The following is a 24,722-nucleotide window of genomic DNA, read 5'->3' as shown; positions in this document are numbered from 1 at the left end:
TCCCCGCCTAAATAAAAGGTGTTGGGGTCAGCAGGTGCCAATGCAATATCACGGGCAAAACGTTGCGGTAAATCTGGATTACTAATGAAATCAGTACCAAATGCAATTGCATCTACACGGTTGTTTTGTATCGCAGTGGTTGCTTCACTTTCGGTGTATCTCATATTAGCAATCAAATTACCGTGAAAATGAGCACGTACGGTGGTTAAGGTATCGCCATGTTGTTTGTCATAGAAATCGGCACGCATCACATGAAAATAAGCTAAGTTACGTGTATCGAGCTCTTTACTAACAAAGGTTAATAGCCCAAGAGGATCATCATCTTGCATGCTGTTAAAACTGTTTAACGGTGACAAGCGCAAACCCACTTTTGTGCTACCGATTTCGTCACTGACCGCATCGATTACTTCTAACAATAAACGCGCTCGGTTTTCTACTGAGCCACCGTATTGATCTTCGCGTGTATTGGAACTGCTGCGCAGAAATTGATCGATTAAATAACCATTCGCACCGTGTATCTCCACCCCATCGAAACCTGCCAACATAGCATTGTGGGCAGCTTGTCTGAAGGCATAAACAACCATAGAAATTTCACTGGTTTCAAGCGCTCTGGGCACTTCGTAGGGTAATTTCCCCTGAGGAGTATGGATAACATCATCAATCGCAATAGCTGAGGGAGCTACTGGCTGCTGACCGTCGTTTAATACAGAGTGCGCAGCGCGCCCACCATGCCAAATTTGCAAATAAATTTTGCCCTCTTGTGCATGCACAGCATCGGTGACGGTTTTCCACGCTGATATTTGTGCTTGGTTATAAATCCCAGGCTCATTAACGAAGGCTGAATTGCCTTGGGTAATCATAGTCGCTTCAGAAATAATTAAACCTGCAGTAGCGCGCTGAGCATAGTAAGTCGCCATTAATTGATTCGGCATATGGCCTGTACTCGCCCGAGAACGGGTCAAAGGTGCCATAATAATGCGATTGTTAAGCTGTGTATCGCCTAATTGAATGGGGGAAAATAAATCACTCATGTGATCTCCTAGTGAGCCAAAAATATATTCGTACCACTGTTAATTGGGATGCAGAGTGAAATTACGAACGCAAAAAATGCGTCTATCCATTCGAAAAAATAGATTGGTCGAATTTAATTCAATTTGAGTGGGAATAAATTGGTCTTTTTAACGACCCAATCTAGTATTATCTATCGTCTAACGGTGCGGGTCCACAGATTAAGACTGGGGAATACGACTGGATATTTAGCTTGTCGGTAGCAAGAAAGTTGAATGCTAAACCTCTAAGCGGTGTGATCCAGCTTGACATATTTGATGTAGGATCCCCTCAATATAACATTCACAAAAGGTAGTCTATGTTCGGTTTTTTAAAGTCTTCACCAGTAAAAAAACGTCGTAAACAATATGACCAGAAATTAGAAGAAGCCATGCTCGCTCAGCGAAAAGGCGATATACGCAGCTATGCCAGGTTAACCGCTCAAGCAGAAGAAATGTGGCGCGAAATTGAGCGTCTTGAAAAGCAATAAGTAGATGGCAGTTGTTAGGTACCCAGCCAAAATACGACTATGGATCTGCCATTATCAAAGACGCTTACCGCTCACTTCTTAACGTTTTAATGTCTTCCATTAAATGCCCTACAGACGTGTTGTTTAAGCCGTTATATATGCCGCGAATATGGCGTTTAGTATCAACCAAAACCAAGTTTTCGGTATGTAAAAAATCTTTATCGCTCACATATTCTCCTAAATCTTCATTGGCAAAATAATCATTGCGTGCAACGCGATAAATACTGTCGCGGTCACCAGTAACTAAATGCCATTTACCTGACACGACGCCATTCTCATCTGCGTAGTCACGCAACACCTTAACCGTGTCATTATTTGGCTGAATAGAGTGCGAGATAATACTGACCTTATCATCATCCATAAATTTCGCCTGCACCTTGGAAAGTTGAGAGCGCATCCGTGGGCAAATTCCCGGGCAAGAAGTGAAGAAAAAACTAGCGACATAAACCTTGCCTTGCATATCAACTTGCGAAATATGCTTTGCGTCTTGGTCAATGAAAGTAAAATCCGAAACCCGATGAAAATCAATAAGCTCGACACTGTCGGGGCTAAACCAATGAGGGGTAAAGTCGGCACTTGCGTAATATGGCAATGACGACACTCGGGCAGAACTCTCTACTTCTTGCAGCTTTGCATGTGAATGTGTATTAATCAATACGATACTGGCAAATGCCACTACAAAACTAATCTGCTTTAACAACTTTTTCATCTTCTAATCCTACGCACATATTTGACCGTTTCAGACCAAATACACGACCATTGATGTACTGATAATTACTGTATAACTTGCCATTTTGACGCCAAGCTTGTTGCAAGCCCACTTCTTGCCCATCGAGGTAATGCATTTTTTTAAACAACTCGCCAGTGACGTACCATTGTTTAGATTCTCCGGTTACTCGCCCTTTTACATAAGGTGAGATAGAACGCAGATTTCCGTTGCTCCACCAACTTTTTGTCTCCCCTTCAAGACGTCCAGCAACATATTGAGAATCAAATGCCAACACCTTGTTTTCAAACCACTGCCTGAGGAAGCCCTCTCGACGCCCCTCTTTAAACTGTTGCAACTTTGCAATCTGTCCTGAAGCATAATATGTCACAGCTTCACCGGTGAAAGGCAACCCCAGATACATACGTAAACCAGTATTCATCGCAATATTGATTTCATTTGCAGCAACAGGTTTTACCTCAAGCTGCATCTGAGCGACTCCTGGCCAGCTAAAAGCACAACTTAGGACAAAGATTAAGTTTCTAACGGATAGCACTGGCACTGCCCTGATAATCCCCAGGGAACAAAATATAATATGACCCCAGATACACTTCATTTTGGATATGGTAGTGATACTCTGCGTCTTGTGCGTACTGAGTAATAGAGGTATGCCCACCAGATACATCTAAATCTGTCGGATACGTTCCCGTGGAATTACATTTGCGCCCATACAAAAAGAAACCGTCAGCAATGACACCAATGAGGTTGCTGTCATCTTCGGAAAATGAAATAGGCTCTAAATGATAGTGATAACTTTGTGGTCCCGTATGGGCGCCATTAAAGTCCAAGCTTCCCACCGCTCCATCAAGCGCAATCCCCGGACCTTCCTCGTCGTTATATATTACCGAGCCACTGACCGCGATACCTATCGCCCCTAGACCCGTCGCGGAGGTAGCGGCTGCTTTTTGCGGGGTATTATCCACGGTTAACGTATACGTACCGACAAATTCGTCAATGTTACCCGGCGCCATTTGCTCATAGGAGGTAACCGTCGGCTCAACAAACAGTGCGTGATCTGAAGACCAATAGGGAGACGTGTGATTGGGCAAACCATTGGTCTCAATGCTAACGGTATCGCCATTAAGCACGACTTCAACATGGTCGCTGTCAAATTCATAATAAGCTGAATGTAAAATACCCGTGCCGGTTACCCCATCATCACTACTTTCATCTGAATCTGCACTTGTGTCAGTTTCCGAGTCAGAGTTACCAGTCGTATCAACTGTATCCACGTCGTTATCCGTACTTCCGTTGCATCCTGTTAGCGCGAGCGTTAGCCCAATAGTGACAAGTGATGCAAAAAAGTATCGGCTTAAATTGATATTCATAATAGTGCTCATTAGTAGTGATGTAATAAGCAAAATTTAACAATAAAATGTGCAGAATTGGTGCACAAAGAAAGCAATATTCTAGGGGAATCGTTATTGCTTAATATATACCAGCCCTAACGCAGCTGAATGTTCATGCTGGTTTTAAACGTGCTATAAGTTCATGAGGAAACTGCCACTGCATTTACTAAAGTCAACGACAAGCAACAGGAACTCGGTTGTTCGTTGCCCCCTCATTCGTTTTTAGTTGGTTATCATTTCATCCACTTTCCTTGCAAGTAAAAAAGTGCTCATCCCCCTTACGGTTACTCGATTAAAACTAAGGACCTTTTTGATTAAAAAACGTATTTACAGACATCAAATGGAATCACAGCCAAGTGCACGTAAATGAAAAACTCATGCTTTGTTAAATAAAAGTAAATAGCGGCCTTTGCAAACCCCGTTCAATATAGCCCGAAGAAAAATTTATAATAAAAATGAGTTATCACTATGAGTACAGCAGTCAAAACCGCCCCCCTGAGTCAGGTGCTAATCACGGGTGTATTAGGATCATTATTCGTGTTTGCAATTACAGCCGCTATCATCGCCCCTTTCGGACATCACACATTTACCGATTGGGTCGGAACAGCATTTATGGCCGCCACTCCGGCCCAAGTTATTCTAGGCTTACTGTGGCACAACCAAAAACCGGCCTTCGTGGCAACGTTAAGCCAACCGCTCAAAGGAATGGTATTAACCCTCATTACCATAGCCAGTGGCGCCATAGTATTCGCTTTTTTGTTATGGGGCGTGGGCCAAAATCAGGGAATAACCCCATGCTTGTTCAATACGCGATCATGACCATTATCGCGATCTTGTTTTTGGTACCTATTTGGCAATGCTGGCCATTTAAATTACTCAGTAAAGATCCCATCAAAGTGGGAATTTATACCTTAGTTGGCGCCTATGTTATTGCGTATATTCTGTGGATTGTATTCTTTGATTATTCAATGCTGCAAAAAGTCGGACACCCTAAATATTTTGCCTCACTTGACCCGAGTGGGTTATTTGATATGTGGGATGCCATGACATTTTCCGTTACCGCTGTGGGCCTGGTTATCGTCCACATGTTATTTGATTTCTGGCCTATTGATAAACTCACCCGAGGTGCATCTCAGCCCATTCGTGGCATCATCGCAACAGTATATTTATTAATACTCTCTTGGGTATTGCGATGGGTTTTCGTCAGTGGGTTCGGCATGCAACAGGTCGAATACATGATACGTGTACCCGTATGCTTGATCCTAGGTACATTCTTAGTCAATAACATGATGCAGTTTTCGTTATTGACTAAGATAGCACAACCGATACGGGGCATTTTGTTAACTATTTGCGCTGCTATAATGGCCATCATTATGTACAAGGTGTATGCCTATGGTTCATACCTGCATACAGGTCATGAGTTGGGCATGGGACCACAAAATGGTTTTGCAAAAGAAATATGGATCGCATCAGCAATGTTGGGCGTAACCTTCCCTGTCATCTTCGTGGTCTCTGGATTTTTCAATTTTTGGCCGCTCAAGCGCCCAGCTTAGGCAATAGGACAAATGCAAAACCCACCTATGTGGGTTTTTGCATATACTGCAGTCTAACGACTAATTTCCAAAGCTGCCTGTTTCAGGTGCATTAAGAACAATTTGGCCGCTGGGGATGGCTGTGTGTGAGCACGCATTGTGACCCCAATAGGTCTGAATGTATTTTCCAGTTGAACCGGTAAGACATCTAATACATCAAACATTTTGTCGTAATGAATTTGATGCTCTGAAAGCAGCGCTATCCGATCGCTTCCCAGCAGTAAGCCCCTTACCATAGATAAAGAACTGGTTTGCACTGCATGTTCTGGTATTTCCATGCCATGACGCTTAAGTGTTTCTTCAAACAGTTGCCGTGATGGCGTTTGTTTTGATGGCAACACCCACTGAGCATGTTGCAAGTCTTGCATCTTTAAGTCCTTTTTATGGGCTAAAGGATGATCCTTACGTGCAATGATAGCCAGTTGATCTTCAAACAGTTTTATCGTTGCAATCTCAGGGCTATCACCGTCATCACGAATGGCCCCCACGATAAAATCAACGTCACCACTTCGCAGCGCAGTTTCCATCCCAGAATAAGGGCCTTCAACCGTCTCCACATCAAGTTGTGGGTGCTTGTCCAGCAGACTGTTTATTGCTCTTGGAGTTAAGAATGTTCGCGTATAGGGCAGCGTTCCAATAACCACTTGTCCTTTTGTCACCCCTTCCAAACTGGCAATATCCTCTATTGCATGACGTATCTGATAAAACGCTAGCTTTACGTGGCGCGCTAAAATAGTACAAAAATTAGTCGGAATTACCCCCATCGCCTCACGTTCAAACAGCGTTAAATCTAACAACTCTTCAATTTGCCGAATGGAGTTATATACTGCAGCCTTAGTGATATTCAATAACGAGGCTGTAGCATTAATATCATGGGTTTCGAACAAGGCAACAAATGCTGCAAGGCGCTTATGGCTGATTTCCATCGAAAAAATAGGAATAGCTCTAAACGGACGACATCCCACCTTATGTTTTTCGTACTCTACACCCGCTTTGCAAAATTCTTCTTCTGCTTGTTTGACCCTGTTCGTCAGGGCTTCACCGTATACCGTCGGCACCATCCCAGCAAACGTACGATCAAATAATTTAACACCTAATGTGGCTTCCAAATCACTTAACGCTTTTGTCACAGCTGTCTGTGAACGATTAAGCGATTCAGCTGCCCGAGTAACACTTTTTTCATCAGCAACATACAACGCGGCCTTCAATTGTCGCAGGCTCAACTCCGGTATACCTATACTTAAACGGCTCATATCAATATCCAAATAATAAATATTCATTTAATAATCTAGCATTCATTTTTTTTATTTCATACCAATTATTACATGACCACCTATCGCCCCACGTTAATTGGCGACTCCAGAGTACAAAAGCGCAATAGATAATTCGTTAACTAATTAATTTTATTTTTCACATGGCTGGCTAATTTTTTTCCATTAGTCGAGAAGCTTTCAAGTTCATAGAATATTGCCAACTGAACTAGGGGATGAATATGCAACAAACGGCTATCAATTTCATGCAACTGCGCGGTGGAAGCTCAAAAGGACTCTACTTTTTAGCCGACGACTTGCCATTGGACGAAGCAGTGAGAAATCAAGTGATCCTCACTGCAATCGGACGAGATGAGAGGCAAATTGATGGCTTAGGCGGGGCCGATGCCCTGACCAGCAAAGTAGCGATTGTTTCGCCCGCGTCACGTGATGATGCCGATATAGATTTTCTCTTTGTCCAAGTTGTGGTGGGTAAAAACCAAGTAGATATCACGCCAAATTGCGGAAATATTCTTGCCGGTGTAGGTCCTTTTGCGATTGAGGCGGGTCTTATTGCTGCCAGTGAAGGCAAAACCTTTGTGCGTGTCCATATGGTTAACAGCGGAAAAATATGCGAGCTGGAACTGTGTACCCCTAATAAGCAGATGCAATACGAGGGCAATGAATCCATTGACGGCGTCCCCGGCACTTCAGCCCCTGTGGTGTGTAATTACTTAGATGTCGCCGGTTCCATTTGCGGCGCCTTGCTGCCTACAACGAATCTTATTGATGACATTCAAGGCACGCTCGTTACCTGCATTGATAATGGCATGCCAGTAGTCATGATTAAGGCGCAAGCATTGGGTGTAACAGGTAGCGAATCCCCACAAACACTCAACGACAACGTTCCATTGCGGGAGAGGCTTGAACGTATTCGCATCGAAGCAGGTCAACGCATGAACTTAGGAGATGTTACGCACAAGGCTATTCCTAAGATGTGTTTGATTTCTCCAGCCCAAAATGGCGGCTTAATTAACACCCGCACGTTTATCCCCCATCAATGCCACTCGTCTATTGGCGTGCTGGGAGCGGTGACTGTCGCTACCGGGTGTATTCTGCCCGGCACTGTTGCAAGTGACTTAGTACACATATGTAGCGGCCAGAATAAACGTATTTCCGTTGAACACCCCAGCGGAAAATTTGACGTCTCATTACTCGTCGATGAACAAGGCTCGTTGCCATCCATCACGAAAGCAGGCGTGCTGCGAACAGCACGGCTACTCAGTAAAGGGACACTCTTTGTGCCCTCATCTTTATTCTGCCAGGAGAAGTAATTTATGAAGACAGTTGCCGTTAAAAACATTCCGCGAGCAAACACAGATATTGTCGATGCATTAGGCAAACTTGGGGCATCGACGGTGCATGAAGCGCAAGGTCGAATAGGTTTACTCAAGCCGTACATGCGCCCTATCTATTCGGACGCACGCATTAGTGGCAGCGTTGTAACCGTATTAGCCCAGCCAGGCGACAACTGGATGCTGCATGTGGCAATAGAATTATGCCAACCAGGCGATGTGCTGTTAGTCGCATGTACTACAGAGAACACCGATGGCATGTTTGGCGATCTACTCGCGACCTCGGCACAAGCTAAAGGTGTTCGCGGCTTAATTATCGATGCAGGCGTGCGGGATGTGGCCGATCTGAAAGAAATGAATTTTCCTGTTTGGTCTAAAGCAATTTCGAGTAAAGGCACGGTAAAAAATACCTTAGGTGCGGTCAATGTCCCCGTCGTATGCGCCGGTCAATATGTAATGCCGGGCGATGTGGTGGTTGCTGACGATGACGGTATCACCATAGTTCCCCGTAAAAGCGCCGAAAAAGTCTTATCGATTGCCCAAGCAAGGGAAGCCCATGAGGCAGAAAAGCGCGATAAATTGGCCACAGGCATACTCGGATTAGACATGTACAACATGCGCCCCGCACTGGAAAAGGCGGGCTTGGTTTACCTTGAATCACTTAGCGACTTGAACGACTAGGAATAATAAAAAATGATAATTGATTGCCACGGACATTACACCACTGGACCTGAAGAATTGGGGGAGTATCGCGAACAACAAAAACGTGAGTTAGCCCAAGATCCACAGTTTACACACAAAAAAGGTCAGCTAAACATCACGGATGATCAACTACGCGAAAGCCTAGAAAATAACCAACTTCGTTTGCAGCGTGAGCGCGGAACTGACATGACCATATTTTCTCCCCGTGCAAGTTGGATGGGACATCATATTGGTAACGAACTCACCAGCAAATATTGGTCTGAACATTGTAATGAATTAATCGCCCGTATTACCGAGCTCTATCCTGAGAATTTTATCGGTGGTTGTCAATTACCTCAAACCGAAGGCGCGCCGCTTGATAATGCCGTTGCAGAATTAAGACGTTGTGTGAGTGAATTCAATTTTGTCGGTTGCAATCTGAATTTAGATCCTAGCGGCGGCCATTGGAAATCCCCTCCTTTAGGTGACCGTTACTGGTATCCAATTTACGAAGCAATGTGTGATTTAGATGTACCCGCGATGATCCATGTCAGTGGTTGTTGTAATCCCGCTTTTCATGCTACTGGCTCGTACTATCTAAGCGCAGACACAGTTGCATTTATGCAGCTAATGACGTCTGACGTATGTAAAGATTTCCCTGACATTAAATTTATCATTCCCCATGGCGGCGGCGCGGTTCCTTATCATTGGGGGCGTTTTCGCGGCTTAGCCGACATGATGAAGTTGCCACCATTGGACGAGCTTGTCATGAATAATGTGTATTTTGATACTTGCGTTTACCACCAGCCGGGCATCGATTTATTACTCGACGTTATCCCGAATAAGAACATTCTTTTCGCTTCCGAAATGGTGGGTGCTGTGCGTGGAATCGATCCACAAACAGGTCAGTACTTTGACGATACCAAACGCTACATAGACAATGCCAACATCAGTCAAGCAGAAAAAGACGCTATTTTCGATGGCAACATTCGTAAGGTCTTTAGCCGCATTAAAGACTAATCATTATCCATTGCCAAGACCTGAAGCAGATAGCTGTTTCAGGTTTTTCGTTCTTCTGTCCAAAGGGATCCAATCATGACCTTTTCACAATCCTCTACCGCCCTTATATGCATTGACTTTATCAATGATATTGTCCATCCCGATGGAAAAGTTGCTAAACATGGCAACGCAGATTTCATAGCCCGAAACGACACCTTAAGCAAAGTAGAACAGCTGCAGACTTGGGCCAAGAATAAAGACTACTTGGTGATCCATGTTAAAATAGGCTTTTCAGATAACTACAATCCCCATCCGACGACCTCTCCATTATTTGGCTCAGCTAAAAAGAATAATATTTTTGTCAGTGACACGTGGGGCACCGAATTCATAGCGCAATTGGCCAATCAAGGGAATGACCTACTTATTGAAAAGCGCCGCGTAAATGCATTCTACAGTACGCCATTGGCTGACATCCTGCGCAGTCATAATATTTCACAGCTCATATTATGTGGTTGCGCCACCGATCTCGCTGTTCAAAGCACTGCCCGTGATGCCCATGACCGAGATTTTATTGTTACTGTAGTGAGCGACTGCTGCGTAGCCAAAAATGAAGACGTTCACAACTCTACTTTGCAGTTACTAACACGGATTGCTTCTGTCACCTCACTTGAGACCATATTAAAGCAAAAGATTTAATCTGCTTTACCGTAAGCGCGCATGAAGGTTTCAACCACTAGCCCAGACCATTGTTCTCTTTGTACCTTAGTTGGTTTTTCATTGGGATGGGTTAAATAGTGCAATTGCGGCTCGCTTCGCACTGCGCCGACAAATACTCGCGCCGCTTCTTCAGGCGTGAGCGTGCCTAACTCAATATCACCGGCGTCATGTGCCAATGACAACAACTGCGCAACTAATAAGATACAAGGTTTAGGACCCGCTTCGTAAAAAGTTTTTCCCAGACGGGGAAAACGCTCTACTTCAGCAATCACAATTCTTGCCAAAGATGCCCCTGATTTCGATAACACGATTTGCAGATATGCATCGGCAACTTCGTGCAGCGTTTCCTTAATTTTGCCGGGTATAAATTGAATACTGCGAATATGATTCGAAGTCGATAAACACTCAGCCTTCACCACCTCACTAAACAATGTTTCCTTATTCGTAAAGTGGGCGTAGACCGTAGATTTGGATACCCCGGCCTCTCGCTGGATCATATCCGTGGTAGCCCCCGCAAATCCATAGGTTAAAAATATGGTTCTAGCTGCCTGCAGAACCGTATTGGCTTTTGCCCCCAACCCTTTTTCAACACCTACATGACGATTCGGTGTGACAATTAATTTAGTCATAATGTTTTACCTAATAATGATCTTGATTGACAAGTCGTTTTCACAGCGATATAGTACCGAACTGAGCGGTACAGCACAACAGTAAGTTTCAGCGATCTTTATAGTCCGCCATACTCACAATATTTAGCTATCGACAATAACCTTATGCCCAGATAACAGCCGTTATAGGTTTTCTGACACCGTGAAACTGTACCGATAAGTTCGGTTCGATTTATGGGCATTTATACGAGATATCAAACACATGCGTAACAATACTCACAACACAGCCACTGCCACTGCCAGCCGAATGTTGAAAAAAATAGGTATCGCGGTAGGTATTGCGTTATTGACTGGCTGCACCGTGGGCCCTAACTTTACCTCTCCCAGCGCCACCGCGACACAAATTGATCTTGCCGCACGTGATGATCACAGCCATCAATACCCAGTATCCAACGCAGATATCTCATCTCAATGGTGGACTTTATTTAACGATCCTATCCTTTCAAATTTAGAAGCACGAGCGCGCTTGGCAAATTTAGACTTGAAAATAATGGCTAGCCGAGTCGAACAAAGCCGCGCAAATCTAGGGATAACCTCATCCAACTACCTCCCCAAAGTATCCACGAGTGGCAGTTACACTCGAGAAGACATCAGCGATAACAGTAAGTTTGCAGCGTTAGGCGCAAAAAGCAGCGGTAACGATTATTGGCAGGCTGGGTTCGATGCAAGCTGGGAAATTGATTTATGGGGGCATATAAAACGCACTGTAGAAGGCGCTCAAGCTGAGTTTGAAGTAACCGTTTTAGCGCGCGAAGCGTATCAAATCACCCTTGCTGCCGAAGTCGCTCGTAATTACTTACAGTTTCGAGGAATTCAGGCTCAGCTGCGCATCACCGAGCAAAACAAGCAAATTGCTGAACACAAATTGACGTTAGTCAAAAGCACAACAAAAAATGGTTTAACCAGCAAATTTGAAACATCAATGGCAAGCGCTCAACTGGCCGCAGTCACAGCGCAAATCCCCAAATTAGTCGAACGCAGAAATACGCAAATGAATAAATTAGCCTTGTTGCTAGGAGAAAACCCCAGAGCGTTAGACGAAGAGTTAATCAATGATGTGCCATTGCCGTCACTCCCCAAAACGATTCCTGTTGGCATACCTGCCCAACTCGCGCACAAGCGTCCTGATGTTTTAAAAGCAGAAGCGCAATTGCATCAAGCGACCGCCGCCATTGGTGTGGCTCAATCAAATTTCTACCCGCGTATCACGCTTGTTGGTCGTTCGGGATTTGAGGCATTCCAAAGTAGTGACTTAGCCAGTTGGGATTCCAGTTTTTTCTCAGTGGGACCAGCTGTGTACCTTCCAATATTTCAAGGAGGTGAGCTAAAACAGCGCCTCAAGTTAACCGAAGCGAAGCAAAAAAGCGCCGCGTTAGCGTACCGGCAAACCGTGCTTAACGCATGGCATGAAGTTGACAACGCCTTGGACGGCCTTGCCTCACAACGGAGTCAGTTTGATCACTTAAATGATGCTTACGAAAGCTACAAAATAGCGTTGCATTTCGCCCAACGAAACTATCAAGAAGGCGCAGGAAATTATCTAAATGTCCTCACTGCACAGCGTAACGTGCTCGACAGTAGAATGGCACTCAATGATAGCGCAACCAATGCCACTCTTAGTCTTGTTACGCTCTATAAAGCACTCGGTGGGGGCTGGGATGTGAGCAATAATGACCCAACCGCACCGGTTTTCGCTGCCACCGACGCAGCAACGATATCCAGACCGAATAATGCAGCAGCCATGTCTGAGGTGCGTGATGGCAAATAGTATGACAATAACCATTCCCACAAAGGCACCCGCTAATAGTGCGGCTGAGACGGCAACCGTGGCCAAACCCACGTCCCATCTCCCAGTGAAGGTCATGCTGGTACTGCTTGGCATATTTATCAGCGCCATGATGGCAGGCCTTAACAATCGGGTCGGCGCCTTGGGGTTAATCGATGTGCGCGGTGCGCTTGGGTTTGGCGTGGACGGTTCTTCATGGGTAACAACCAGCTACCTCGCCGGTGAACTGCTCATCACTCCCTTTGCCACTTGGTTCGCGATAACATTATCCATTAGACGCTTCCATACTTATACAGTCGCTCTGTGCGCCGTTATTGCGCTAATACTGCCATTTATTCATGACCTTTCACTACTGATTGCCTTACGTTTTGTGCAAGGTATGGCAAGTGGCGCATTAGTGCCCCTGTTAATGATGATGGCGTTAAAGGCGTTGCCCCTTCATCTGCGTCTTCATGGGCTTGCGCTGTACGCGATGACCGCTACATTTTCACCCAATATTGCCATTTGGTTGACTGGACAATGGACTGACGGTTTTAACGATTGGCGTCTTATTTATTGGCAGGTGATCCCACTTTGTGTGCTTGCTATCGGGCTTGTTAATGCAGGGCTGCCTAAAGAAGAGATTAAATATCCACGCTTTAGCCAAGGAAATTGGTTGGGAATGGCACTTGGCGTGGTTGGTATGGCGTTACTGACCATTGCTTTGACTCAAGGTGTACGTTTGGATTGGTTCAATTCTACTTTGATCACCCTGAGTTTGATAAGCGGCGTGATCTTGTTCTCCCTGTATTTACTCACTGAATGGTATCACCCTACGCCCTTTATTGATCTTCGACTGCTTGGGCGTAGAAACCTCGGCTTGGGCGCCATTATCTTTACTATCTTATTGATTGTATTGATGTCTGCGACTTCATTGCCGCTCAATTTTTTGGCTGCTTTGCAAGAATACCGAATCTACCAATCGGCTCAATTAGGCCTAATCGTCGCCCTACCGCAATTGGTGCTTGGTTCGCTCGTCGCTTTACTGTTGTATAAAAAATGGACGGATGCGCGCATTGTATTTTCAATCGGTTTGCTTTTAATAGCCTGCGCATGTTTCTTCGGCGCCGAACTGACCGCCCAGTGGAATAGAGAGCAATTTCTCATTGCCCAAGTTTTACAAGCCGTTGGCCAACCAATGGCTGTGGTTTCTATGCTGTTCTTGATGACGAGCATAGTGCATCACACAGAAGGCCCGTATTTCTCTGGCATCATTAATACGCTGCGCGTCCTCGGTACGCTTATTGGTGGCGCTTTAGTCGGTCACCTATTGGTTATCCGAGGGAACTTCCATACAGAAATGCTTATCGAGCACTCGACAAGCAGCAACACGGTATTTTCAGAACTGAGTGTCGCTGGGCTAGGTCAAGCCATTGCCCAGCAATCAATGACCTTATCGGTTGCTGACATATATCGCATTTTCGGCGTGGCCGCCTGCTTATTGATCCCTTTAGTTTTACGTATGACCCACATTCCTGCGCCCAGCGCACAATCCAATTCGAACTAACCTATTTAAAAAAGGAAACAAACATGGCTTTACCTACTCCCATCAAATTAACCGTAGCCACTGTGTGTATTGCGCTGGCAATCGGTTGCATAGCGTATATCAATCAACCGGATTCTAGCAGTGCATCACAGTCGACTAACGATGCTTATGTGCAAGCTGACTTCAGTGCTGTCGGGGCAAAAATCTCTGGAACCATTACAGATGTACTGATAGCGGAAAACCAACCGGTTCACAAAGGAGATTTATTGGTTGCTATTGATGATAAAGATTTTGTTTTAACGGTTGCTGCTGGCAAAGCGAAAGTAGGTAGTGCCCAGGCAACGTTAGCCAGTTTTGAAGCCCAGCTCACACAGCAACAAGCTGAGATTTTACGCGCAGAAGCCACTTTCAACGCGAATCAGGCATCGGTTACATTAGCCAAGGCCGATCAAACCCGTTTTAGTAATCTAGCTGACGATGGTTCAGGCAGTGTACAAGCACGCCAGCAAGCCAATGCCAAACTGGCCATCGAGCAATCTAATTTAACCAAAAGCTTGGCGCAAATTTCGTTCGCCAAGCAACAACTAAAGGTACTAAGTGCCAACGTAGACAATGCTGTGGCGGCGTTAGCTTTAGCCCGAGCGGACCTAAACACGCAACAATTAAAGTTGTCTTACAGTAAAGTTTATTCCCCCATTGATGGCGTGATCGGTAGAAAAACAGCTCGCGTAGGTGAATTTGTTAGCACTGGCAAACCACTAGCGGTGATCGTTCCCACATCTGCTATCTATATTTCTGCGAATTACCGTGAAACGCAACTGGCCAATGTGCAACCCGGGCAGTCCGTTGATATCGAGGTGGATGCCCTACCAGGGGTGAATCTATCCGGAAAAGTCGAAAGTCTAGGACCTGCCAGCGGCGTAAGCTATTCGGCTATTGCGCCACACAATGCAACAGGGAATTTCACTAAAATCGTCCAGCGTTTACCCGTGCGCATCAGCATTGATATGACTCAAAAAAACGCGAGCAAACTGCGGGTAGGCATGTCAGTCACCCCCACCATAAATACCGCAAACAGTGAAAAAATTTAAAACATCGGAATTGATTTACCTTAACCTAAAAAATGAGAATGAAATGAAAAGATTAGATGGAAAAGTAGCAGTAGTAACGGGGGCAGCCCAAGGTATTGGCGCTGCATATGCGATTGGTTTAGCTGCTCAAGGGGCAAAAGTAGTAGTTGCAGATATCGCCGATACGGCTTCAGTTGTCGCACAAATCGCCGCCCAAGGCGGCAGGGCAATTGGCTGCAAGGTTGACGTGACTAATAATGAATCGTTAAACGCAATGGTCAGCCAAACTGAAGCGCTATTTGGGCCGATAGAAATATTAATCAACAATGCCGCTATCTTCGCGACGTTAGCATTAAAGCCATTTACCCAAATCACTGAAGATGAATGGGATCTCGTCATGCGCGTAAATGTACGCGGGCCGTTTCAGTGCGCAAAAGCGATCGTGCCTAGCATGCGTAAAAATGGTCGTGGCAAAATTATTAATATTGCTTCAGGCACCTTTTTACGCGGCGCGCCCATGTTTTGCCATTACGTTTCATCCAAAGGCGCCATTGTCGGGCAAACCCGCGCCCTGGCCGCTGAACTAGGGGCTGATAACATTTTAGTTAATTGTATTTTGGTTGGTTTAACCGAAAGCGAAGGTGTTAAAGAGCATAAACAATTGGGCGCCGCTAAAGCACCTACCCTAGCGGCCAGATTGATAAAACGCGAAATGGTGCCAGAAGATCTGCTTGGCACTCTTTACTACTTAGCATCAGCGGATAGCGATTTTATCACGGGTCAATGTGTCAACGTTGACGGTGGCGCAATCAATTATTAGCAATGTGTCCCTAAGTCAGCATCGGAAATTGTCGATGCTGCCACTAGATACACACGCCCTGAATAACGAGGCCTCAAGAATGCTTTATTGGCAGCCCACACATATTGCAGAGCTATGATTAAGCACCAAGCATCAAAGACGTTTGCACTAAAAGTGACACACCCTAGGGTCACCATACTTCAACGCCTCATGCAGCCGTCATGCAAACATTCAAGGGCCGAAGACCTAGATGAAACCTTATTGGAGAAAAACCAACAAATACGATTGGCCTTTGTATATCGGGTACTCAACCATTTTAGTGAGCTTGCTAAATTAGCACGCATCGATTTGACGCAGGGAAGTCCGTTTTTAAACTAAGTAGCTCACACCGCCATAATCAATTGGTATGCATAACGTGTAGCAAGAGCACTGCACAACTGAAAGTTAGCCTACCGAACTAGCATGTATCAAATATGACTAGGCATTTGCCCTTGGCTGTTTTGCGCGATAGTAAAACAACCATGAAACGATTGTTAACCGAGTGTAAAAAATAATATTCATACGCTGAAAACAACTAGTCATTTCGTTTTCAGTGGTATCAAAGTTAACTTCTTAACACCAAGTTACCGCAGTCCACCAGCATCACTAAAATCTTAATGGGCGACATGCACCGAAAAAGCGGTAATGAAGGAAGACGTTCACACACTTGAGCGAATACATATTGGAACTAGGGGTTTACATCATGAGTTTGACAGAGAAGAAGAAAAATAATAAATATCTACGCAGCTTACATCACTGTTTTATTTTTTCCACATTAACGCTCGGTATTAATCAGGCTTTTGCACAAGAAAAAATGGAAAAAACCAAAGAGAGTGACGTAGAAGTTATTCTCGTATCTGCTACCAAACGCCCCGCAAGTATTCAGGATGTGCCCGTTTCAGTGGCAGCCGTTTCCGCAGATCTCATCGACAAGGTCGGCATTAGTGACATGGAAGACCTTTCCATCCTGATCCCCAATTTCGAAATTAACAGTGCTGGAATATTACCCAACCTTTACGTGCGTGGATTAGGCGGCGGCACATCACATTCTATTGAGCAATCGGTCGGCCGATTCGTGGATGACGTGTACATCAGCCGTGCTGCTATTAACTTACATCCATTTTTAGATATAGAAGCGGTGGAAGTGTTACGAGGCCCACAAGGGACATTATTTGGCAAGAACACAGCGGCAGGTGCCATGATTTTGCGCACCGCAAACCCGGACAGTAATTTTGGTTATGGTTTTGATGTATCCGCCAGTACATACAGCACGACTGGAGGCACAAAAGAAGTCTCAGGCTATGTGACCGGCGCACTCAGCGATACCGTGGATGCGCGTTTAGCCTTTATTTATCGTGACAAAGATGGCTTTTATGAAAATACCCTCAATGGTCCTGACGGCGCAAACCGCGAAGATACCGGCGTTAGAGCAAAATTTGCTTGGCGTGCCAGTGAAAACACCAAAGTTGGTTTGAAATTAGAGTACATGGAATTTGACGAGTATGGCTCTGATGCTGCCGAAATCAATGCGTTAGGTGGACCACCTTTAGCCGTTTGGCAAAACCTATCGACGGGATCAGGTGCTGACGGAAGTACAGTGACTGAGCCTAAATTAGACTGGGTTGTGCACTATAATTGCGGGCCAGCCACAGACCAAGAGGGCAATGACATCGGCTCTTTTTGCCCGTCAAGGGATCAGGATTCAACCAATATAACCTTTAATGTTGAACATGACTTCGAAGCTGGCGCATTAACGTGGATTTCAGCATACCAAGAGTATGAGTATGACCATAACTTTCAAGGTTTAGATATGGGGCTTGCTAACTTATTCAGAGCAAATCGCCATGAAAAATACGATGGGTTTAGTCAGGAAGTTCGCTTTACGTCAGAGGAAAGTGACACGTTCGACTACATTGTCGGACTTTACTACGAAGACAGTAGCTTAGCGCGTGGCCAAACCTCTCACTTCAATCTCACCTCATTAGCTGGCCCTAAAGTGACCGAAGAAGAGCCGTGGACTCAAGACACCGAAACCTTGGCACTGTTTGGACAAGCTCGTTATAAATTCAATGAAGATTGGACCGGCATTATCGGTGGGCGCTGGGCTACCGAAGATAAAGATTTCGCCTTCCGGCGTTTCTTGAAAGAGTACCAAACTCAGAACGTACTTGGCGAAGATGAAGTGAATCGTATCGAGAGCAGAAGTGAAAGTAAGTTCACTCCATCAGTCACTATTCAATGGCAAGCCCATGATGACATCAATCTTTATGGAACCTTCGCCCAAGGGCATAAAACAGGTGGATTCAGTGATCGTATTGATGAACAAGACGCCCAAATCGAGTTTGATGCGGAAGAAGTGGATTCACTTGAATTTGGTGCCAAGACGACTTGGTTAGAAGGCACGTTAAACGTTAATTTCACTGTCTTTAGTATGAATATAGAAGGGTTACAACTTGCAACCCAATTAGCCGGCTCTGTGGCGCAGTTTACTGTGGGTAACGCGGCTGATAGCACCAGTGAAGGCGTCGAGTTAGAAGTATTATGGCACGCCGCCGACAACTGGACTTTAGGCGGTAACTTTGCCTACACAGATGCAACCTATGACAAGTTTGTTGGCGCCGCCGATTGCGACCCTAAATTCCTCAATGGTGATGGCGTCTGTGATTTAAGTGGACAGCCCCTTATCTATGCCCCTGAAACGAAAGGCGCGTTATTCGCTGAATATTACTATGACGATCTTTTTGGCGAATGGGACTTCAGCGCACGCACTGATATTGCATTCAACGGTGCTCAATTCACTGATATTACCTACAGACCGACAGTGGAGCAAAAAGCCTATGAGACCTATAACGCCAGCCTGCGTGTTATTTCGCCTGATGAAAACGTTACTATCTCTTTAATAGGCAAGAATTTAACAAATGAGGAAATTTTGGCCTGGGGTGTTCCGTCAGGTCCAAATATTTTGGCCGCGATGGCGCCACCACGTGAAATCACCCTCAAGCTTAAATATCGTTATTAAGCCTCAGGATGCTTCAAGGCGGCATGTGCCGTCTTGAAGAAGTGAAGTTTATAAACAAAATAATAAGAATTGCTAAGCAATCAAGTAATTAACATTTCCCTAGAACGGGAGCAGGATTTTCATCAAGTGGTGAGAAAACGAATGTAAAAAAGCGTCAAACCTTAATAGGCAAAGCGTGAAAGCAGTCATAAAGAACATTTTTTCCAAACCAACGGCTGGGATACCGCCGTTATTTTTTCTAAGTAAAGGTAATAGATATGCTCGACTTATATCATCATGGTTCTTCAGTATGTGCCGCCAAAGTAAGATTCGCTCTGGCTGAAAAGCAAGTGCAGGTGGATAACGCACACTATATAGACATTCTTAAAGGTGAGCAGTTTACCGAAGATTATCGCAAGATAAATCCTAAAGCGGTTGTGCCGTCTTTGGTACATGACGGCCTGATTATCAACGAATCTACGGTTATCTGCGAATATCTTGATGAGGTGTTTCCTGGACCAAGTTTAAAGCCAGAGGGCGCCTATGAAAAAACGTTAATGCGCATTTGGACTAAAGCGGTTGACGAGCAACTTCACCCTGCGTGCGGCGAACTGACATTTGTCTGCTGTCATCGCTTTATTGTGCAGCGTCTAGGCAAAGAAAAAATGCAGGAATTTTTAAGCAGTACACCAGACCAGTCTGTTACCTCTAAGTGGAAAGAGCGTAAAAAACAAATCGTACTAATGGGATTTGACGCCCCTGGAATCGAAGACACAATTCGTCTTTATGATGGCTACTTATCGAAAATGGAAGAGACCCTTAAAAACCACACTTGGTTAGCGGGTGAAACCTTCTCTTTAGCAGATATTGGCTTAACACCGTACGTTAACCGGTTAGACATGTTGAACATGTCTGGTATGTGGGAAAACGGCCGTTTACCCCATGTGGCTGATTGGTTTAGCAGAATAAAACAGCGACCAGATTTTAAAGCCGCTTTTCTTGATTGGTGTCCAGCAGATTTAACCGAGGATCTTGCCACCTTTGGTGTGCAAACCTGGCCTGATGTGAAACGCATCATAGGTATGGCTTAACTTCCTCTTTATTTATAAGTGAGAATGAAATGAAAAGATTAGATGGAAAGGTCGCAGTCGTTACTGGTGCAGCACAAGGTATTGGTGCAGCGTATGCTATTGGCCTCGCTTCACAAGGGGCGAAAGTGGTCGTTGCTGATGTAGCGGATACATCCGCTGTGGTGGCTGAAATAAATGCCAGCGGCGGCATTGCAATCGGTTGCACCGCGGACGTAACAAACAATGATTCGTTAAATGCACTGGTTGCGCAAACCGAAGCTGAATTTGGGCCGATCGAGATTTTGGTCAATAACGCGGCCATTTTCGCGAGCTTGGAGCTAAAACCCTTCAGTCAAATCACTGAAGACGAATGGGATCTTGTCATGCGCGTGAACGTGCGTGGTCCTTTTCAATGTGCCAAAGCGATCGTGCCTAGCATGCGCAAAAATGGCCGCGGCAAAATCATCAATATCGCCTCAGGTACGTTTTTACGCGGCGCGCCGATGTTTTGTCATTACGTTTCCTCAAAAGGCGCGATTGTCGGGCAAACCCGTGCACTCGCTGCTGAACTAGGGGCTGATAAGGTATTAGTGAATTGTATTTTGGTCGGCCTGACTGAAAGCGAAGGCGTAAAAGAGCACAAACAATTAGGCGCGGCCAAAGCACCAACCTTGGCGGCTCGCGTTATTAAACGTGAGATGTTGCCAGAAGACCTACTGGGTACACTTTACTATTTGGCCTCAGAGGATAGTGATTTTGTGACCGGACAATGCGTGAACGTCGATGGCGGCGCAATAAATTATTAATAACTAGTTTGCATAGCGGTGCTCAAATTTGTGGTTTATCCGCAGTGAGTGCCACTATTGATGGAGAACGAGATGGCATTTTGTAACACAGGTAACCTTGGTCCCAATTTGGATGGAATTTGGATTGATAATAAGCCTACGGCAGCTTCGGACGGTGGCGTTTTAGCGGTATTAAATCCACTGGATGATAGCCTTTATCGCAACGTCGCAGAAAGTACCGTGGATGATGTCAATAGGGCCGTTGAGTCTGCACATAAAGCATTTCAAACTTATAAGCACACCACCACTAAAGAGCGTGAGAAGATGCTGTGTAAAGCAGCGGACTTGATGGAGCAGTACATAGATGAGTTAAAAGACATCTTGATAGATGAAGGCGGCTCAGCCTATCGAAAAGCCTCCTTTGAAGCGGAAAAGGCCGTTTCATTTGTACGCGCCTCTGCTGGTATGGTTAGGCAAATGACGGGCAAAACGTTACCGTCTGATTACCCCGATAAAATTAGCATGACCATCCGCGCCCCAAGAGGGGTTGTGGCCGTCATTACGCCCTTTAATGTGCCGCTAATTAAAGCTGCGCGCTTATGTGCTAACGCACTGGCAACAGGCAGCACGGTCGTTTTATTGCCATCAGAGCACACGCCTATTGTGTCTTTGCGTTTCGCAGAAATTTTAGCTGAAGCAGGCTTCCCCTCTGGAACCGTTAACGTTGTACCGGGTAACGGATACAAAATTGGCGATGCCTTGACGACACACAAATTAATTAAAACGGTGACCTTTACGGGTTCTACGGTTGTCGGTAAGCACATCCAGAAATTGTGTGCAGAACAAAACAAACACGTGACCTTAGAACTCGGCGGTAAAAACCCCCTCGTTATTATGGCGGATGCCAATATGAAAGATGCTGTGCAAGGTGCACTGCGTGGTATTTTCATGCATCAAGGGCAAGCCTGTATCGGCTCGAGTAGAATTTATGTAGAGAAGACGATTTACCCGAAATTTGTTGAAATGTACGTCGGAATTGCCAGCAAAATCGGTATGGGTGATCTACGGGATCCAGAAACCATCATTGGCCCGATAATCAGTGATCGCCAGCGAGACCGCATTAAACAACATATTGAAGATGCCGTATCAAAAGGTGCTGAACTGGCTACGGGCGGAGTGTGGACGGGTAATCGATGCGCACCGACTGTACTGCTCAATGTCACCAAGGAAATGGATGTTTGCCAACAAGAAACATTTGGCCCTGTGGTGAGTATCTATCCGGTTGATTCTTTTGACGAAGCCCTAAGCTGTGCAAATGATACCGAGTACGGACTCAGTGCCGCCATTTATACCGCTAACCTCAATAATGCTATGGCTTTTGCCAAAGGCATTGAAAGCGGCATGGTCCATATTAACAGCCCGTCTATTTCTGACGAAGCACACGTGCCATTTGGTGGCATCGGTGACAGTGGCTTTGGTCGTGAAGGCACAGAGGCAGATCTGGAAACCTTTACCGACCTTAAGTGGGTTACGATTCAAAGTTAATAGGTATGACCCAAATGCAGACAAACTACCCTAATCGTATAACAGGTACCGCCATTCCTGAACTGACATTCGAGTTGTTGTCTGGAGGCCAATGGAATAGCCAGGCTAAAATGCACTACGCTTTTACGCTATTGACTATTTATCGTGGCATGTGGTGTGGGCATTGTAAGCACCAGTTGATGGAACTGAACAGGCTTCATGATGAGTTCAGCGCCAGAAACGTAAACATGGTTGCAGTCAGTGCTGACACCTTGGAAAGGGCAAGTTCAACTGTGGTTGAGTTGAACTTGGATAAGCTTGAAATAGGCATTAATCTGCCTATTGAGCAAGCACGTCTACTGGGCGTGTTCGTATCAAAACAAGTTAAACCAATTGAAATGCCCCTGTTTTGCGAACCGGCATCGTTTCTCATTCGCGAGGATGGCACTGTATTCGCCGCATGGATAGCGTCAAATGCTTTTGCGCGAACAGAACCGGCAGATATTTTGGCATACCTTGATTTTGTAAAAGATAACGCAGCTCGTCCCCCTAGAGGTTCAGCGTAAAACTCGTTGAAAATAAGTTAATGTCAGATCTAAGCGGCGATAGCGAAACGACATTCGCCATGGTTAGATCTGGCATTTTACCTTTCGAAATAGCGCGTTATTCAGTGCTCTGTGCGTTAACGTTGCGTTTGCCCTAACAGCAGAGCATAGCCACTGTTACATTCAAACGTCTCCAAATTTGAAACTTGATGAGTACCATTTCTCATTAGCTTTTCACTTTTCTGAATTTGAATTCACCCACTCAATAGAACTAGACTTTAGCTCTATTAAGAAAAGTTTCAATAATATGCGTGTAGTAAACAAATAGGTTTCCCCCAAGAGAGTTAACTAAATGAGAACAGACAGAGATTACAGCGATATTCCCGGTACATACGTATTTGATCCGGAGCACTCCAGACAGGGTTATCATTTAAACATGTTCTGCATGTCACTGAACGAAGCAAAGAATCGCGATGAATTCCGTGAAAGTGAAACACACTATTTGGATAAGTTTCCAGTAACACCTGAACAACGCAAAGCGGTACTTGAGCGCAATTGGATTGATATGCTACGCCTAGGTGGAAATTTTTACTATACCTTCAAAATTGCGATTTTCGACGGCCTGACCATGCAAGAAGTTGGCGCAGCGATGTCAGGTGTTAGCAAAGAAACATTTCAGAAAATGATGCTGGACGGTGGAAGGCAGATAGACGGCAACAGATATACTTCAGAGTGGAAAAAATAATGGCGAAATTATTTGCAGGAATAGGCACATCTCACGTACCACCAATTGGTGGTGCAGTCGACCACGATGCAACACAAACCGATTATTGGAAACCACTGTTTGATGGTTATGAGCCAGTAAAAGCGTGGATGGAAAAAGAAAAGCCTGATGTGGCTATCATTGTTTACAATGATCATGCATCTGCTTTTTCTTTAAAACTTATCCCAACATTTGCGATTGGCGTTGCGGATCAATTCGCACCAGCTGATGAAGGATTTGGGCCACGTAAAGTGCCCGTTGTTCAAGGGCATTCTAAACTCGCTTGGCACATTGCTGAATCGCTTATATTTGACGAATTTGACATGACCATAGCCAACGAACTTCCCGTTGACCATGGTTTAACCGTGCCACTTTCCATCACCTGTGGAAAACCAGAAGAATGGCCGTGTAAAGTCATTCCATTGTGCGTCAATGTTATTCAATACCCCTCCCCTACCGGTAATCGCTGCTTCAATTTAGGCAAAGCGATTCGAAAAGCGGTTGAGTCTTTCGACGAAGACATAAAAGTCGCTATATTTGGCACTGGTGGCATGTCCCATCAATTACAGGGTGAACGGGCTGGCTTAGTTAACCCTGCGTTTGACAAAGCATTTTTGGATGATCTGACTAACGACGTGGATAGACTCATAAACATCTCACACGTTGAGTACTTACGAGAAGCAGGCTCTGAAGGTGCAGAATTAGTCATGTGGATGATTATGCGCGGGGCATTGGACGATAACGCAAAAGAGATTTATCGCCATTATCATGTGCCAGCGTCAAATACTGGTGCAGGTATTATTGTGTTAGAGAACGAAGACAAATAAACCTTTGTCAATTCATTACCTGTGCGGCTCTCGTCGCA

General features: G+C 45.1%; 25 protein-coding genes. 19 read left to right on the top strand and 6 right to left on the bottom strand.

The window, feature by feature from the left end:
• A partial coding sequence (locus GPLA_RS16045) for an alkene reductase (RefSeq protein WP_040515084.1) occupies positions 1-1,031 on the bottom strand: 1,031 nt, incomplete at its 3' end.
• Between the two features lie 335 nt (positions 1,032-1,366).
• On the opposite strand from GPLA_RS16045, the gene GPLA_RS23525 reads away from it, so the two are divergent.
• A complete protein-coding gene (locus GPLA_RS23525) occupies positions 1,367-1,537 on the top strand; it encodes a DUF6435 family protein (RefSeq protein ID WP_007106003.1) in 171 nt (56 codons plus the stop codon).
• A gap of 64 nt (positions 1,538-1,601) precedes the next feature.
• Here GPLA_RS23525 and GPLA_RS16040 read toward each other — a convergent pair whose 3' ends face one another.
• The 3 genes from GPLA_RS16040 to GPLA_RS16030 are packed head-to-tail and all read right to left on the bottom strand — an operon-like array spanning position 1,602 to position 3,670.
• Positions 1,602-2,285: an SCO family protein gene (locus tag GPLA_RS16040; protein ID WP_007106002.1), complete on the bottom strand. Its 684-nt coding sequence runs from the start codon at positions 2,283-2,285 to the stop codon at positions 1,602-1,604.
• Positions 2,260-2,772 (bottom strand): toxin-antitoxin system YwqK family antitoxin, encoded by a 513-nt coding sequence (locus GPLA_RS16035; protein WP_007106001.1) that lies wholly within the window; start codon positions 2,770-2,772, stop codon positions 2,260-2,262. Before GPLA_RS16035 ends, GPLA_RS16040 begins: the two co-directional genes overlap by 26 nt.
• A 52-nt stretch (positions 2,773-2,824) precedes the next feature.
• Complete coding sequence (locus GPLA_RS16030) at positions 2,825-3,670, bottom strand: YHYH protein (protein WP_007106000.1); 846 nt, start codon at positions 3,668-3,670, stop codon at positions 2,825-2,827.
• Positions 3,671-4,159: 489 nt separating this feature from the next.
• Here GPLA_RS16030 and GPLA_RS24075 point away from each other — a divergent pair, with 489 nt between their 5' ends.
• Together GPLA_RS24075 and GPLA_RS16025 are read left to right on the top strand one after the other, a co-directional pair.
• Positions 4,160-4,510, top strand: coding sequence for a hypothetical protein (locus GPLA_RS24075; protein ID WP_007105999.1), 351 nt, complete (start codon positions 4,160-4,162; stop codon positions 4,508-4,510).
• Positions 4,486-5,244, top strand: coding sequence for a hypothetical protein (locus GPLA_RS16025; RefSeq protein WP_007105998.1), 759 nt, complete (start codon positions 4,486-4,488; stop codon positions 5,242-5,244). The genes GPLA_RS24075 and GPLA_RS16025 overlap by 25 nt, the downstream gene beginning before the upstream one ends.
• Before the next feature lie 53 nt (positions 5,245-5,297).
• Here the strand turns inward: GPLA_RS16025 and GPLA_RS16020 are convergent, their stop codons facing one another.
• Positions 5,298-6,536: a LysR family transcriptional regulator gene (locus GPLA_RS16020; RefSeq protein ID WP_040515099.1), complete on the bottom strand. Its 1,239-nt coding sequence runs from the start codon at positions 6,534-6,536 to the stop codon at positions 5,298-5,300.
• Positions 6,537-6,775: 239 nt separating this feature from the next.
• Between GPLA_RS16020 and GPLA_RS16015 the strand changes: the two genes are divergently transcribed.
• From GPLA_RS16015 to GPLA_RS16000, 4 genes are all read left to right on the top strand, one after another.
• The gene (locus GPLA_RS16015) at positions 6,776-7,867 is read left to right on the top strand and encodes a 4-oxalomesaconate tautomerase (protein WP_040515081.1); all 1,092 of its coding nucleotides are present in this window, start codon (positions 6,776-6,778) and stop codon (positions 7,865-7,867) included.
• Positions 7,868-7,870: 3 nt separating this feature from the next.
• Positions 7,871-8,569, top strand: a complete 699-nt coding sequence (locus GPLA_RS16010) for a 4-carboxy-4-hydroxy-2-oxoadipate aldolase/oxaloacetate decarboxylase (RefSeq protein WP_007105994.1) — start codon at positions 7,871-7,873, stop codon at positions 8,567-8,569.
• Between the two features lie 12 nt (positions 8,570-8,581).
• A complete protein-coding gene (locus GPLA_RS16005) occupies positions 8,582-9,589 on the top strand; it encodes an amidohydrolase family protein (RefSeq protein WP_007105993.1) in 1,008 nt (335 codons plus the stop codon).
• Between the two features lie 75 nt (positions 9,590-9,664).
• Positions 9,665-10,264, top strand: coding sequence for a cysteine hydrolase family protein (locus GPLA_RS16000; protein ID WP_007105992.1), 600 nt, complete (start codon positions 9,665-9,667; stop codon positions 10,262-10,264).
• Here GPLA_RS16000 and GPLA_RS15995 read toward each other — a convergent pair.
• Positions 10,261-10,914 carry a TetR/AcrR family transcriptional regulator gene (locus tag GPLA_RS15995; protein ID WP_007105991.1) on the bottom strand — a complete coding sequence of 218 codons (654 nt, stop codon included), beginning with the start codon at positions 10,912-10,914 and terminating at the stop codon, positions 10,261-10,263. The genes GPLA_RS16000 and GPLA_RS15995 overlap by 4 nt on opposite strands.
• 241 nt (positions 10,915-11,155) lie before the next feature.
• Between GPLA_RS15995 and GPLA_RS15990 the strand changes: the two genes are divergently transcribed.
• The 12 genes from GPLA_RS15990 to GPLA_RS15940 all read left to right on the top strand — a co-directional run bounded on the left by GPLA_RS15990 (position 11,156) and on the right by GPLA_RS15940 (position 24,684).
• On the top strand, positions 11,156-12,721 hold the full coding sequence (locus GPLA_RS15990) for an efflux transporter outer membrane subunit (protein WP_007105990.1): 1,566 nt from the start codon (positions 11,156-11,158) through the stop codon (positions 12,719-12,721).
• Position 12,722: 1 nt separating this feature from the next.
• Positions 12,723-14,285: an MFS transporter gene (locus GPLA_RS15985; RefSeq protein WP_040515093.1), complete on the top strand. Its 1,563-nt coding sequence runs from the start codon at positions 12,723-12,725 to the stop codon at positions 14,283-14,285.
• Between the two features lie 23 nt (positions 14,286-14,308).
• Positions 14,309-15,355 carry an HlyD family secretion protein gene (locus GPLA_RS15980; RefSeq protein ID WP_007105988.1) on the top strand — a complete coding sequence of 349 codons (1,047 nt, stop codon included), beginning with the start codon at positions 14,309-14,311 and terminating at the stop codon, positions 15,353-15,355.
• 43 nt (positions 15,356-15,398) lie between these two features.
• On the top strand, positions 15,399-16,154 hold the full coding sequence (locus GPLA_RS15975) for an SDR family NAD(P)-dependent oxidoreductase (RefSeq protein ID WP_007105987.1): 756 nt from the start codon (positions 15,399-15,401) through the stop codon (positions 16,152-16,154).
• 114 nt (positions 16,155-16,268) lie between these two features.
• Positions 16,269-16,511: a transcriptional repressor gene (locus GPLA_RS23265; protein ID WP_083882094.1), complete on the top strand. Its 243-nt coding sequence runs from the start codon at positions 16,269-16,271 to the stop codon at positions 16,509-16,511.
• A 364-nt stretch (positions 16,512-16,875) separates the two neighbouring features.
• Positions 16,876-19,191 carry a TonB-dependent receptor gene (locus tag GPLA_RS15970; RefSeq protein ID WP_007105985.1) on the top strand — a complete coding sequence of 772 codons (2,316 nt, stop codon included), beginning with the start codon at positions 16,876-16,878 and terminating at the stop codon, positions 19,189-19,191.
• Between the two features lie 257 nt (positions 19,192-19,448).
• Positions 19,449-20,261: a glutathione S-transferase family protein gene (locus GPLA_RS15965; protein WP_007105984.1), complete on the top strand. Its 813-nt coding sequence runs from the start codon at positions 19,449-19,451 to the stop codon at positions 20,259-20,261.
• Positions 20,262-20,290: 29 nt separating this feature from the next.
• The gene (locus tag GPLA_RS15960; RefSeq protein ID WP_007105983.1) at positions 20,291-21,046 is read left to right on the top strand and encodes an SDR family NAD(P)-dependent oxidoreductase; all 756 of its coding nucleotides are present in this window, start codon (positions 20,291-20,293) and stop codon (positions 21,044-21,046) included.
• Between the two features lie 72 nt (positions 21,047-21,118).
• The gene (locus GPLA_RS15955) at positions 21,119-22,570 is read left to right on the top strand and encodes an aldehyde dehydrogenase family protein (protein ID WP_007105981.1); all 1,452 of its coding nucleotides are present in this window, start codon (positions 21,119-21,121) and stop codon (positions 22,568-22,570) included.
• Positions 22,571-22,584: 14 nt separating this feature from the next.
• Entirely contained in the window at positions 22,585-23,115 is a 531-nt protein-coding gene (locus GPLA_RS15950; RefSeq protein ID WP_007105980.1) for a redoxin domain-containing protein, read from the top strand.
• Positions 23,116-23,446: 331 nt separating this feature from the next.
• A complete protein-coding gene (ligA, locus tag GPLA_RS15945; RefSeq protein ID WP_007105978.1) occupies positions 23,447-23,839 on the top strand; it encodes a protocatechuate 4,5-dioxygenase subunit alpha in 393 nt (130 codons plus the stop codon).
• Complete coding sequence (locus GPLA_RS15940) at positions 23,839-24,684, top strand: class III extradiol dioxygenase subunit beta (protein WP_007105977.1); 846 nt, start codon at positions 23,839-23,841, stop codon at positions 24,682-24,684. The genes ligA and GPLA_RS15940 overlap by 1 nt, the downstream gene beginning before the upstream one ends.
• Positions 24,685-24,722 lie beyond the last annotated feature (38 nt).

The organism is Paraglaciecola polaris LMG 21857, assembly GCF_000315055.1.
GTDB lineage: Bacteria > Pseudomonadota > Gammaproteobacteria > Enterobacterales > Alteromonadaceae > Paraglaciecola > Paraglaciecola polaris.
Note: the sequence above shows the minus strand (reverse complement) of the source record. Positions and strands in the feature narration are given on the sequence as shown.